The organism is [Actinomadura] parvosata subsp. kistnae, from assembly GCF_900323885.1.
In the GTDB taxonomy this organism is placed as follows: Bacteria; Actinomycetota; Actinomycetes; order Streptosporangiales; family Streptosporangiaceae; genus Nonomuraea; species Nonomuraea composti.
Map to the genome: position 1 here is coordinate 1,488,175 of NZ_OOHJ01000018.1, position 12,721 is coordinate 1,500,895.

Genomic DNA, 12,721 nt, shown 5'->3' on the forward strand with positions numbered 1-12,721 from the left:
CGCCCCCTCGCGGCCCCGCCCGTCGAAACCCCGTCCCTCGCGGGTGGGGGGCGGTGGTCGGGCGGGGTCAAATGCCGTGCCCGCGCTGCTGCAGGGCCGACAGCACAGTGGGTGCGGTGACGAGCCCGGCCGCAACCGCCAGGGCGAGCGGCGCGCGCGGCTCCCAGGGCCGGCTGGCGAGGGCCCGCAGCGCCCACCGGACGGCGGCGCGCCGCCGCCCCAGGGCGGCGTGGCAGAAGGCGAGCTGGCCGCGGACCCGCGCCGCACCACGCGGGTCCACGGCCAGCTCAGGGTGCCGGGCGAGCATCCACTCAAGCCCGGCTATGCGGTCCGCCCAGCGGACCGCATAGTGGGACCCGCCCCATCGCACCAGCACGAGCGGCCGGTCGACGTGCACGATCGGTCGCCGCCTGGCGGCGCGCAGGGCGAGGTCCCAGTCTTCGTTCTGCCCGGCGGGCGCGCTCTCGTCCGGCCAGAAGAGCCCGCGCGGGAACAGGAACGTCGAGGAGTGCACCATCACCATCCGCGAGCGCACGAGGTCGGCGACGCCGACGGAGGAGGTGCCGGCGAGGCGGGCGATGTGCCGCCCGCCGTGCTCGACCTCGATGGCGCAGCTCGCGAACTCGCCGCCGGTCTCGTCCAGCGCGCGCACCTGGGCGGCGAGCTTGCCGGGCAGCCAGACGTCGTCGTCGTCGCAGAAGGCGATGAGGTCGGTGTCGCAGGCGGCGATGCCGGTGTTGCGCGCGCCGGGCAGCCCGGGGGCGCGCGTGTTGGGCAGCACCCGGACGGGGCGCGGCACGCCGCTGACGTCGTGGGGCGAGCGGCCGTCGGCCACGACGACCACCTGCAGCTCGCCCGCGTAGTCCTGCAGCAGGACGGCGTCGACGGCCTGGCGCAGCAGCGCGGGCCGGTCGCCGCGGGTGGGGATGACGACCCCGACCGACGGCGGGCTCATCGCACCACCCCCCAGTAGCCGTAGCGGGCTCTGAGCGGCCAGGTGAGAGCGTTGACCACCCGCCGGTGGGCGTCGGGCAGGGCGGAGCGCCACGCGTCGTCGCGGCGCAGCTCCACCCGCCCCACGTGGAAGCGCATCGGGTTGCCGGACGCGGTGTGGGAGGGCCCCAGCCAGGCGGTGCGGCCCTCCAGGAACGGCAGCTCCGGCTCGGGCAGGCCGAGCCGCACGGCCAGCGTGCGCAGGGTCTCGCCGGGCCGGGCGAGCAGGTCTTCGTAGCGCACCCTGGTCACCCTGGCGCCGCGCCCGGGCAGCAGCTCCAGCGCGGTGTTCTGGGCCGACCAGTGGAGCGCGGTGCGGGCCGGGCCCCAGCGGGTCATCGGCCGCCCGTCCTCGGGCCTGGGCACGGTGCGGCCCCAGGAGTGCGCGACGGCGCGCGGGTCTCTGACGACGTGGACGACGCGCAGGTCCACGCCGCTCGCGAGCAGGCAGCAGGCCAGTGACGCGTGCTTGCTGGAGTCGATCACGACGGGCGCGCCGGCCGCGTCGTAGAGCCGCCGGTACGCCCGCGCGTACTCGGGCAGGTCGGGATGCTCGATGCGGACGATCCTGCGGGTGCGGTCGATCCTGCCGCGCAGCAGGATCATGCGCTCGGCCAGCTCGTTTCTCCAGCCGCCGAACGCCCGCTCCCCCACCTGCCGCCAGAACGGACAGGCGGGGAAGGCCGAGCCGCACCCGCAGAGCTCCTCCGCCAGAACCCCCCGGTCCCACAGATGCACCACCTCGCCGAGAGGCACCACCCCGGGAAGCTCGCCCAGGAGCCTCTCGAGCAGCGTGGTGCCGCTTCGGCCGAGGCCGCCCAGGTAGATCACCTGGGCGGACGCACAATCAGTCAACGGAGGAGCGCCTTCGCGTCGCCAGAACAACGGAACGCGACGACCCTACTGCGGAGAGTAAAGGGCGGGTAACCCGAACCCCAAAAGATCTACCTGGCGTCGATGACCATGCCGGCGCCGACGGTGGCGTTGGTGGTCTCGTCGACCAGGATGAAGCCGCCGGTGGCGCGGTTGCGGGAGTAGTCGTCCACGAAGAGCGGCTGCGTGACGCGCAGGGACACCCGGCCGATCTCGTTGAGGCCGAGCGAGGTGGCCTCCTCGTCGCGGTGCAGGGTGTTGACGTCGAGCCGGTAGTGCAGGTCGCGCACCAGGGCGCGGGCGGTGCGGGTGGTGTGCTTGATCATCAGCTTGGACCGCGGCCCGAGCTTGACGCCGTCGGCCATCCAGCAGACCATCGCCTCCAGCTCCTGCGCCGACTGCGGCTGGTTGTTGGGCCGGGCGATCATGTCGCCGCGCGAGATGTCGAGGTCGTCCTCGAAGCGCAGCGTCACCGACATGGGCGGGAACGCCTCCTCGATCGGCCCGTCGAAGGTGTCGATCGAGGCGATGCGCGTGGTCAGCCCCGACGGCAGGTGCACGACCTCGTCACCGGGCTTGAGCACGCCGCCCGCCACCTGGCCGGCGTAGCCGCGGTAGTCGTGGAAGGCCGGGTCGGTGGCCCGCTGGGGGCGGATGACGTACTGGACGGGGAAGCGCACGTCGGTGAGGTTGCGGTCGGAGGCGATGTGCACGTTCTCCAGATGGTGCAGCAGCGACGTGCCGAGGTACCAGGGCATGTTCTCGGAGCGCGAGACCACGTTGTCGCCGTTGAGGGCGGAGATCGGGATGAAGGTGAGGTCGTTGATGTTCAGCTTGGACGCGAACGCCGTGAACTCCTCCCTGATCTCCTCGAAGCGTTCCTGGGAGTAGTCGACCAGGTCCATCTTGTTGACGGCCAGCACGAGGTGCGGAACGCGCAGGAGCGAGGTCAGGAAGGCGTGTCGGCGCGACTGCTCCAGCACGCCCTTGCGGGCGTCGATGAGCACGATCGCGAGGTCGGCCGTGGAGGCGCCGGTGACCATGTTCCGGGTGTACTGGATGTGCCCGGGGGTGTCGGCGATGATGAACTTGCGGCGCGGGGTCGCGAAGTAGCGGTAGGCCACGTCGATGGTGATGCCCTGCTCCCGCTCGGCCCGCAGTCCGTCGGTCAGCAGCGACAGGTCGGTGTACTCGGTGCCGCGGTCGCGCGAGGTGCGCTCGACGGCCTCGAGCTGGTCCTCGAAGATCGCCTTGGAGTCGAACAGCAACCGTCCGATGAGGGTGGACTTGCCGTCATCGACGCTCCCCGCCGTGGCAAAGCGCAGAATGTCCATCGTTAGAAGTAGCCCTCTCGCTTGCGATCTTCCATCGCGGCCTCGGACGAGCGGTCGTCGGCCCGGGTGGCCCCACGCTCGGTGATCCGGGTGGCGGCGATCTCCTCGATGATCTCCTCGACCGTGGCGGCCGTGGACTGCACGGCGCCGGTGCAGGTCATGTCGCCCACGGTGCGGTAACGCACGACGGCCTCGAACAGCGGCTCGTCCTCGCCTCGCTGGACGACGTCGGAGTCGGGCAGCAGCATGCCGTCGCGCTCGAAGACCTTGCGGGTGTGGGCGAAGTAGATGGAGGGGATCTCGATGCCCTCGCGCCGGATGTAGTCCCAGACGTCGAGCTCGGTCCAGTTCGACAGCGGGAAGACGCGGATGTGCTCACCCTTGCGGATGCGCGCGTTGTAGAGGTTCCACAGCTCGGGGCGCTGGTTCTTCGGGTCCCACTGCCCGAAGTCGTCGCGGAAGGAGAAGACGCGCTCCTTGGCGCGGGCCTTCTCCTCGTCGCGCCGGGCGCCGCCGAAGACGGCGTCGAACTCGTGCTCCTCGATCGCGTCGAGCAGCGTGGTGGTCTGCAGGCGGTTGCGGGAGGCGCGCCGGCCGGTCTCCTCCACCACCCTGCCCTGGTCGATGGAGTCCTGCACGCTGGCCACGATCAGCCGCGCGCCCAGCTCGGCGGCGCGGCGGTCGCGGAACTCGATGACCTCGTCGAAGTTGTGGCCCGTGTCCACGTGCATGAGCGGGAACGGGATCGCGGCGGGCCAGAACGCCTTCTCCGCGATGCGGAGCATGACGATCGAGTCCTTGCCTCCGGAGAAGAGCAGACAAGGGCGCTCGAACTCGGCCGCCACTTCGCGCATGATGTGAATGGCCTCTGCTTCGAGCACGTCGAGCTGCGACGTCGTGTAGTCGCGCTGCAGCATGGAGGATCCTCCGGCGGGTTCAGCGGTGCAGGTCCCGGATGCCGGCGAGCAGGGATGTCGCCAGCTCCGGTAGGGAAACCAGGATATCTGGTAGCGATGGGTCGGCTTGGTTGTAGGTCAGCTCGGAGCCGTCGATGCGGCTCGCGTGCGCCCCCGCGGCCAGCGCGACGGCCACCGGCGCCGCGGAGTCCCACTCGTACTGGCCGCCGGCGTGCACGTACGCCTCGACCTCGCCGGTGAGCACCGCCGAGATCTTGGCCCCGGCCGAGCCGATCGGCACGAGGTCGGCCCCCACGAGGTAGGCCAGCTTCTGCACGAACTCGGGGGGCCTGGTGCGGCTCACCGCGATGCGGAAGCGGCCCTTCTCGAACGAGGGCGGCTTCGGCGGGTCGGCGGTCGTCAGCGTGCGCCCCTGCGCGGGCAGCGCCACCGCGCCGGCGCTCAGCCTGCCGCGCTCCCACAGGGCCACGTGCACCGCCCAGTCGGCCCTGCCCTCCTCGGAGAACTCCCTGGTGCCGTCGAGCGGATCGACGATCCACACCCGCTCGGCCCGCAGCCGGCGCGGGTCAAGGCGCTCCTCGCGGGTGGCCTCCTCCGACAGCACGCTGTCGCTGGGCCGCAGCCGCGCCAGCGACTCCATGAGGTAGAGGTGGGAGGAGCGGTCGCCTTCGGCCCGCAGCGCCGCGGGGTCGGCGAACCCCGTGCGCTCGCGCGTGCGCAGCAGCCTCTCGCCTGCCTCGGTCGCCAGGTCGGCGGCGAGGGAGTGGTCGTCGCGAATCGTCATCAATATGCTCCTTGCCCGCGGGCGACGGCCGACCAAGTCTTCCACAGGATCTGGAGATCCAAAGTAAGGGACCAGTTCTCCACGTAACGCAGGTCGAGGCGCACCGATTCCTCCCACGATAGGTCAGATCTGCCACTGACCTGCCACAGCCCGGTCAGCCCAGGCCGGACGAGGAGTCGTCGCCGCACGTCGTCACCGTAGCGCGCCACCTCCTCCGGCAGCGGCGGGCGGGGCCCGACGAGCGACATGTCGCCGCGGACGACGTTGATCAGCTGCGGCAGCTCGTCCAGCGAGTGGCGGCGCATCAGCGCGCCGAGCGGCGTGACCCGCGGGTCGTTGCGGAGCTTGAACAGCAGGCCGTCGCGGTCGCTCACCAGCGTGACCTTCTGCTCCTCCGAGCCGCGCCGCATCGTACGGAACTTCACGATCGTGAACAGCCGGCCGTCGCGGCCCACCCTGGTCTGGCGGAAGAACGCGGACCCGGGGCTGGTCGCGCGCACCGCCACCGCGAGGCCCACCAGCAGCGGCGACAGCAGCACCAGCAGGGCGGCGGCCACCAGCCGGTCGAAGACGTTCTTGACGAGCTGCCTGGCCCCGGACAGCTCGGGGTGCTCGACGTGCAGCAGCGGCATGCCCGCCACCGGCCTGATCGTGGTGCGCGGGCCCGCGACGTCCATCAGCGCCGGCGCGACGACCAGCTCGGTGCGGGTGCGCTCGAGCTGCCAGGCGAGCCGGCGCAGCGCCTGCCCGTCCATCTCGGGGCAGGCCAGCACGGCGACCGTGTCGGCGTCGTGGTGCTCGACCGCGAGGGGCACGTCGCCGAGGTCGCCCGCGACCGGCACCTCGCCGAGCCGCTCACCGGCGTGCCCGCCGGGCAGGCAGGCGGCCACGACGTCCATGCCGTGGTGGCGCTCATTGCGGAACAGGCGGACGAGCTCGGCGATCGAGGCCGCGTGGCCGACGGCGACGACCTTGCGCATGCACGCGCCCGCGGCCCTGCGGCGGTGCAGCGAGCGGCGCAGGACGTGACGGAAGACGAGCGTGAGCACGGTCACCAGCGGCAGGGCCAGCACGACGTAGCCGCGGGCGACGTCGGTCTTGGTGACGTAGGAGCCGATCGCGGTGCCCGCGGTGAGCGTCACCCCGGCCTGGACGATCCGGCGGAACTCCTCGGTGCCGACGCCCAGCATGCGCGGCTCGTAGGCCCGGCTGATGGCCACCGCGCCGCACCACACCAGCGGCAGCGCCAGGCTGACCAGCAGGTACGGCAGCACGTACGGGGTGAGCCCGCCGAACCGGACCGCGAACGCGGCTCCGGCCCCGAGCCAGGCGCCGCACAGGTCGGCCAGCACGGCTTTGAGCCGGTAGGAGCGGACCCAGGACGGCGTGCGCGGATCTGCTCCCCAAGTGACCCCCTGACCGGCCCGAACTACGGTCAAGAGCTCACTCCCGCGCACGCCTTGCCTCCAAGGTTGTGACGAGACCCGGAACGGTCAGTCACAGATCGTAGCCGCGCGAGCGCGGCCCGGCTGGCGAACGGCTCTATGCGGGGATCAGCGTGGAGGGCCGGAGATGTGCAGATCGGCCCGGTGGAAGTCGTTCTGGGTGGCTTCCAGGCCGCGGGTCATCAGCGACTCCACGACGTCGGCCGCCCGGTCGACGAGGAACGGCAGGTCCTTGCGCTCCATGGTGGCGAAGTCTCTGAGCACGAAGGAGGCGGGGTCCATGCGGCCGGGCGGGCGGCCGATGCCGAAGCGGACCCGCAGGTAGTCGCGGGTGCCGAGGACCTTGGTGATCGATTTCAGGCCGTTGTGGCCGTTGTCGCCGCCGCCGAGCTTGGCCCGCAGCGCGCCGTACGGCACGTCGAGCTCGTCGTGGACGACGATCAGCCGCTCGGGGCCGATCTTGTAGAAGTCGGAGAGCGCCTTGACGGGCCCGCCGGACAGGTTCATGTACGTCAGGGGCTTGGCCAGGATGGCGGCGCTCGTCTCGCACACCTCGGCCCGGCTCTTGTGCGCCTTGAACCGGCCGCTCGCCCTGGCGGCCAGCTCGTCGAGCACCATGAAGCCCGCGTTGTGCCGGTTGCCCGCGTATTCGGCCCCCGGGTTGCCCAGTCCGGCGATCAGCCAGCGATCCATGCTCTCAGCCTTCCACAGCCCCTGGATAGCGGAACGGGACGGCTCGAGTCCGGCCGCCCCGTTCACGAGTAACCCGTCGCTACTCGGCGGCGGGAGCCTCCGCGCTCTCGCCCTCGCCGGCCTCGGCGCTCTCGCCCGCGGCGGCGGCCTCCTCGGCCTCCTCGCCCGTGGGCTCCTCGACCGGCTTGTTGATGACGTGCAGGACGACGGCCTCGGGGTCGGCGGCCAGCGTGGCGCCCTTCGGGAGCTCGAGCTGGGCGGCGGTGATGACGGTGCCGATCTCCAGGCCCTCGACGTTCACCTCGACGCCGGTCGGGATGTGGGTGGCCTCGGCCTCCACGGCGATGGAGACGAGCTGCTGGTCGAGCAGGCCCTCGGAGTTGACGTCGCCGACCGTGGTGACCGGGATCTCGACGGTGACCTTCTCGCCGCGCTTGACCAGGAGCAGGTCGACGTGCTCGACGAAGCCCTTGATCGGGTCGCGCTGCACGCCCTTGGGCAGGGCGAGCTCGTCGACGCCCTCACCCTTGAGGTGGATGAGCACGTTGGGGGTGCGCAGGGCGAGCAGCACCTCGTGGCCCGGCAGGGTCAGGTGCTTGGGGTCGATGCCGTGCCCGTAGAGGACGGCGGGCACCTTGTCGGCGCGGCGGATCTTGCGAGCGGCGCCCTTGCCGAACGCGGTGCGCGGCTCGGCGGCGATACGTACTTCGGACACGACATCTCCTAGGGATGCGGCAGACGGATGGTTTCGGCGCTCACCCTCACCCGCCCTAGCGGAAGGCGTTACGAGCGCAACCTGGACAGTCTATCGGCTCACGTGTCGCCCTCGAACAAGCTCGTGACGGAGCCGTCCTGGAAGACCTCGGTGATCGCGCGGGCGATCAGCGGGGCGATGGACAGCACGGTGAGCTTGTCGAAGCGGGCGGCCTGCGACAGCGGCAGCGTGTTGGTGACGATCACCTCGGAGATGCGGGAGTTCTTGAGGCGGTCGACGGCGGGGTCGGAGAAGACCGCGTGGGTGGCGGCCACGATGACGTTGGTGGCGCCCTGCTCGTAGAGGGCGTCGGACGCCTTGCAGATCGTGCCCGCGGTGTCGATCATGTCGTCGATCAGCACGCAGGTGCGGCCGCGCACCTTGCCGACGACCTCGCTGACCTTCACGGAGTTGGCGACGTCGAGGTCGCGGCGCTTGTGGATGAACGCCAGCGGCGTGCCGAGCGTGTCGGCCCAGCGCTCCGACAGCCGCACGCGGCCGGTGTCGGGCGAGACGACCGTGGTGTTCTCCAGGTCGAGCTTGTTCTTGAGGTAGCTCTCCAGGACCGGCATGGCGAACAGGTGGTCGACGGGGCCGTCGAAGAAGCCCTGGATCTGCGAGGTGTGCAGGTCGATCGACATGAGCCGGTCGGCGCCCGCGGTCTTGAACATGTCGGCGATGAGCCGGGCGGTGATGGGCTCGCGGCCGCGGCCCTTCTTGTCCTGGCGGGCGTAGCCGTAGAACGGCATGACCACGGTGATGCGCTTGGCGGAGGCCCGCTTGAGCGCGTCGACCATGATGAGCTGTTCCATGATCCACTTGTTGATGGGCCCGGTGTGGCTCTGGATGACGAAGGCGTCGCAGCCGCGTACGGACTCCAGGTAGCGGGCGTAGATCTCGCCGTTGGCGAAGTCGATGAGTTTGGTGGGGGTGAGGGAGACGCCGACGTGCTCGGCGACCTCCGCGGCCAGCTCCGGGTGGGCCCGCCCGGAGAAGAGCATGAGGTTCTTCTCTCCGGGCTGCTTGATGCTGGTCACTGCTGTTTCTCCTGCTCTTGCCCGGCCAGCGCCCGCTCGGCGTGCGCGGCCGACTTCGTGCCCGCGCGCCTGCGCAGCACCCATTTCTCGATGTTGCGCTGTCGCGCTCTCGCCACGCCGATCGCTCCGGCGGGTACGTCATCGGTGATGGTCGAGCCCGCCGCCGTGTAGGCGCCTTCGTTGACCGTCACGGGTGCCACGAGCATGGTGTCGCAGCCGACGAACGCGCCGTCGCGCACGGTGGTGTGGTGCTTGTTGACCCCGTCGTAGTTGACGAAGACGGTGGATGCGCCGATGTTGACGTCCTCGCCGATCGTGGCGTCGCCGGCGTAGGTCAGGTGCGGCACCTTGGAGCGCTCGCCGACCTTGGTGTTCTTCATCTCGACGAACGTGCCGGCCTTGGACCTGCGGCCGAGCACGGTGCCGGGGCGCAGATAGGCGTAGGGGCCGACGCTGGCCTCGGGCCGATCTCGGCGTGGTCGGCCACGGTGTTGCGGACCACGGCGCCCTCGCCGACCAGGGTGTCGGTGAGCGTGGTGGCGGGGCCGACCTCGGCGCCGGCCTCGATGACGGTGGCGCCGTGGAGCTGGGTGCCGGGGTGGATCACGGCGTCGGCCTCGATGCGGACGTCCACGTCCACCCAGGTGCTGGCCGGGTCGATGACGGTGACCCCGGCGCGCATGTGCCGCTCCAGCAGGCGCAGGTTGAGCACCTTGCGGGCGGCGGCGAGCTGCACGCGGTCGTTGACGCCCTCGACCTCGACGAAGTCGGCGGCCACGCAGGCGCCGACCCGGTGGCCGTCGCGGCGCAGGATGGACAGGACGTCGGTGAGGTACTCCTCGCCCTGGGCGTTGTCGGTGGACACGCGCTTGACGGCGTCGGCCAGGAGCATGCCGTCGAAGGCGTAGATGCCGGAGTTCATCTCCTTGATGGCGCGCTGCTCGGGGCTCGCGTCCTTCTCCTCGACGATCTCCAGCACGGCGCCGGCGTCGTCGCGGATGATCCGGCCGTAGCCGGTCGGGTCGGGCACCTCGGCGGTGAGCACGGTGACCGCGTTGCCTTCTTCGGCGTGCCGCTGGAGCAGGCCGGCGAGGGTCTCGGTACGCAGGAGCGGCACGTCGCCGTAGGTGACGAGGACGGTGCCGGAGATCGTGCCGACCTCTTCGAGCACGGTGCGCACGGCGTGGCCGGTGCCGCGCTGCTCCCGCTGGACGACGGCGAGGGCGTCGGGGCTGGTGGCGGCCAGGTGGCCGCCGACCCGCTCCAGCGCGTGGCCGATGACGACGATGAGCCGCTCGGGGTCGAGGTCGCGGGCGGCGGCGAGCATGTGGTCGACCAGCGCGCGGCCGCACACCTCATGCAGGACTTTCGGGGTCTGGCTCTTCATCCGGGTGCCCTCGCCGGCGGCGAGGACGATCACGGCTGCCGGGCGCGGCACACTCACGGGCTGAGGCTCCCTGTGACTGGACGGATCGGGCGTTCGGTACGTCAGCAACTCAGGGTGTTCGGTACGTCAACCGCACCGCTACCCTCCCGACACCGTGAGGATACCTGGCCGCCCCCGGGAGATTCGCGGGGGGAGCGCCTCAAGGCTCCCGGAAGAGGACTCGAACCCCTACAAAGTGGACCAAAACCACTTGTCCTGCCGATTAGACGATCCGGGACAGATCGGACAGGTGATGTCCGACACCCCTCTACGATACCGACCCCGCACGGGCCCGCGCGCCCGTATTACCCCTCACGCATGTCTCGCCTGCGCGCGGGTAACAGACGGGCCGAAAACACGCAAGACACGAAACCCACTCATCTCACACAGCCACGCAGCACGTTCTGACCATTCCAGCCTTAGGTCTTCCTTACTTACGCTGGCGTAGGTTACGGTTGCGTAGCCCGGACATTCAATCTCATACATGCCCTTGGAGGTCGCCGATGACCGTAGTCGCCGAGCGTTCCGCACCTGCCCCCAAGCCCGAGTTCGAAGCCGAACCGAAGTCGAAGTCCGAGCTCATCACCTTCGGCCTGGTGGTCGGCCTGCCCCTGGTGGCGATCGCGGCCGCCGTGCCGTTCGCCTGGGGGTGGGGGCTCGGCTGGACGGACATCGCCATCGCCTTCGTCTTCTACGTGGTCTCGGGCCTCGGCGTCACCGTCGGCCTGCACCGCTACTTCACGCACGGCTCCTTTAAGGCCAAGCGGCCGCTGAAGATCGCGATGGGCATCGCGGGCACCCTGTCGCTGGAGATGTCCGTCCTGGACTGGGTGGCCACCCACCGCAAGCACCACAAGTTCTCCGACAAGGAGGGCGACCCGCACTCGCCGTGGCGCTTCGGCCCCGGCTTCAAGAACATGGCCAAGGGCCTGCTCTACGCCCACATGGGCTGGCTGTTCGAGAGCGAGCGCACCAACCGGGAGAAGTACGCCCCCGACCTGTGCAAGGACCAGGACGTGCTGCGCCTGCACAAGTGGTTCGGCCCGCTCGCGCTCACCTCGATCCTGCTGCCCGGCGTGCTGGGCATGCTGTTCACCTGGTCGTGGCAGGGCGGCCTGACCGCGCTGTTCTGGGGCTCGCTCGTCCGCATCGGCCTGCTGCACCACGTGACCTGGTCGATCAACTCGATCTGCCACGTCTTCGGCGAGGAGGACTTCCAGGTCCGCGACAAGTCCCGCAACGTGTGGTGGCTGGCCATCCCGTCCTTCGGCGAGTCGTGGCACAACCTGCACCACTCCGACCCGACCTGCGCCCGGCACGGCGCGCTCAAGGGCCAGATCGACCTGAGCGCCGGCCTCATCCGCATCTTCGAGAAGCTGGGCTGGGTGTACGACGTGCGCTGGCCGACGCCGGAGCGCCTGGCGGCGAAGCGCATTGCCTAGGCCCGTCCGCCGGTGGGCGGTCGTGCCGTCATGACCGTCATTATGGAAACCGTGACCGAACCCCGATCTCGCAGGCGCATGTCCGGTAGCGAGCGAAGAGAGCAGCTGATCCAGATCAGCCGCACCCTCTTCGCGGAGAAGGGGTTCGACGGGACCTCTATCGAAGAGATCGCAGCGACCGCACAGGTGTCGAAACCCGTGGTGTACGAGCATTTCGGCGGCAAGGAAGGCGTCTACGCGGTCGTCGTCGACCGCGAGATGCAGAAGCTGCTCGGCATGATCACCGAAGCCCTCTCCGCCTCACACTCCCTGATCAAGCTGGAGCGGGCCGCCCTGGCCCTGCTCCGCTACATCGAGGAGAGCAGCGAGGGCTTCCGCATCCTGGTCCGCGACTCGCACGCGGCCTCGGGCACGGGCACGTTCGCCAGCCTGATCAGCGAGATCGCCAGCCAGGTGGAGGACGTGCTGGCCGACGAGTTCGCGGCCCGCGGCTACGACCCCAAGCTGGCCCCGATGTACGCCCAGATGCTGGTCGGGATGGTCGCCCTGACCGGCCAGTGGTGGCTCGACGTGCGCAAGCCGGGCCGCGAGGAGGTCGCCGCCCACCTGGTCAACCTCGCCTGGAACGGCCTGACGGGGCTCAACCCCAACCCGGCGATCACCGCGACGAGCCGCGACCACACGCCGCCCGCGCTCAAGCCGCCGCAGCCGCGCACGGCCAGCGAGAAGGAGCTGCGCGAGCTGGAGAAGGCCCGCGAGAAGGAGCTCAAGGAGGCGGAGAAGATCCGCCAGAAGGAGCTCAAGGAGGCCGAGAAGGCCCGCGTGCGCGAGCTGAAGGAGCGCGAGCGGCTGCTGAAGGAGGCCGAGAAGGCCCGCGAGCGGGAGGAGAAGATCCGCCAGCGGGAGGCCAGGCTCGCCGAGCGCGCCGCCCGTCTCGAACAGGTAGATCATCCTGAGTGACTCTTGATCGAGGCGGGCACGCCGAGTGACGATGTGGTTGAGCTGGGCTGACCTCTTCGGGTG

The 12,721-nt window shown here is 70.4% G+C and carries 11 protein-coding genes, 1 tRNA gene and 1 pseudogene; 2 read left to right on the forward strand and 11 right to left on the reverse strand.

From position 1 onward, the window contains the following. Positions 1 to 67: 67 nt before the first annotated feature. The 11 genes and pseudogenes from KIS93_RS26885 to KIS93_RS26935 all read right to left on the reverse strand — a co-directional run bounded on the left by KIS93_RS26885 (position 68) and on the right by KIS93_RS26935 (position 10,494). The gene (locus KIS93_RS26885) at positions 68 to 955 is read right to left on the reverse strand and encodes a glycosyltransferase family 2 protein (RefSeq protein WP_080045074.1); all 888 of its coding nucleotides are present in this window, start codon (positions 953 to 955) and stop codon (positions 68 to 70) included. Further along, positions 952 to 1,848: a sulfotransferase gene (locus KIS93_RS26890; protein ID WP_230465778.1), complete on the reverse strand. Its 897-nt coding sequence runs from the start codon at positions 1,846 to 1,848 to the stop codon at positions 952 to 954. Before KIS93_RS26890 ends, KIS93_RS26885 begins: the two co-directional genes overlap by 4 nt. An 89-nt stretch (positions 1,849 to 1,937) precedes the next feature. After that, on the reverse strand, positions 1,938 to 3,200 hold the full coding sequence (gene cysN, locus KIS93_RS26895) for a sulfate adenylyltransferase subunit CysN (RefSeq protein WP_080045073.1): 1,263 nt from the start codon (positions 3,198 to 3,200) through the stop codon (positions 1,938 to 1,940). Positions 3,201 to 3,202: 2 nt separating this feature from the next. Next, positions 3,203 to 4,117: a sulfate adenylyltransferase subunit CysD gene (cysD, locus tag KIS93_RS26900; RefSeq protein ID WP_080045072.1), complete on the reverse strand. Its 915-nt coding sequence runs from the start codon at positions 4,115 to 4,117 to the stop codon at positions 3,203 to 3,205. Between the two features lie 19 nt (positions 4,118 to 4,136). Next, positions 4,137 to 4,901 (reverse strand): 3'(2'),5'-bisphosphate nucleotidase CysQ, encoded by a 765-nt coding sequence (locus KIS93_RS26905; RefSeq protein ID WP_080045071.1) that lies wholly within the window; start codon positions 4,899 to 4,901, stop codon positions 4,137 to 4,139. Beyond that, entirely contained in the window at positions 4,901 to 6,340 is a 1,440-nt protein-coding gene (locus KIS93_RS26910; protein WP_155129058.1) for a sugar transferase, read from the reverse strand. Before KIS93_RS26910 ends, KIS93_RS26905 begins: the two co-directional genes overlap by 1 nt. A gap of 114 nt (positions 6,341 to 6,454) precedes the next feature. Further along, positions 6,455 to 7,039: an aminoacyl-tRNA hydrolase gene (gene pth / locus KIS93_RS26915; RefSeq protein ID WP_080045069.1), complete on the reverse strand. Its 585-nt coding sequence runs from the start codon at positions 7,037 to 7,039 to the stop codon at positions 6,455 to 6,457. Between the two features lie 79 nt (positions 7,040 to 7,118). After that, on the reverse strand, positions 7,119 to 7,754 hold the full coding sequence (locus tag KIS93_RS26920) for a 50S ribosomal protein L25/general stress protein Ctc (protein ID WP_080045068.1): 636 nt from the start codon (positions 7,752 to 7,754) through the stop codon (positions 7,119 to 7,121). Positions 7,755 to 7,852: 98 nt separating this feature from the next. Next, positions 7,853 to 8,830, reverse strand: a complete 978-nt coding sequence (locus KIS93_RS26925) for a ribose-phosphate diphosphokinase (RefSeq protein ID WP_080045067.1) — start codon at positions 8,828 to 8,830, stop codon at positions 7,853 to 7,855. Next, positions 8,827 to 10,274 (reverse strand): annotated as a pseudogene (gene glmU / locus KIS93_RS26930) (bifunctional UDP-N-acetylglucosamine diphosphorylase/glucosamine-1-phosphate N-acetyltransferase GlmU). Before glmU ends, KIS93_RS26925 begins: the two are co-directional and overlap by 4 nt. A gap of 148 nt (positions 10,275 to 10,422) precedes the next feature. Beyond that, positions 10,423 to 10,494 (reverse strand) — tRNA-Gln (locus KIS93_RS26935). Positions 10,495 to 10,759: 265 nt separating this feature from the next. On the opposite strand from KIS93_RS26935, the gene KIS93_RS26940 reads away from it, so the two are divergent. After that, positions 10,760 to 11,698, forward strand: coding sequence for an acyl-CoA desaturase (locus KIS93_RS26940; protein WP_080045065.1), 939 nt, complete (start codon positions 10,760 to 10,762; stop codon positions 11,696 to 11,698). Positions 11,699 to 11,776: 78 nt separating this feature from the next. Next, positions 11,777 to 12,658, forward strand: a complete 882-nt coding sequence (locus KIS93_RS26945) for a TetR/AcrR family transcriptional regulator (RefSeq protein WP_230465777.1) — start codon at positions 11,777 to 11,779, stop codon at positions 12,656 to 12,658. Positions 12,659 to 12,721: the final 63 nt, after the last annotated feature.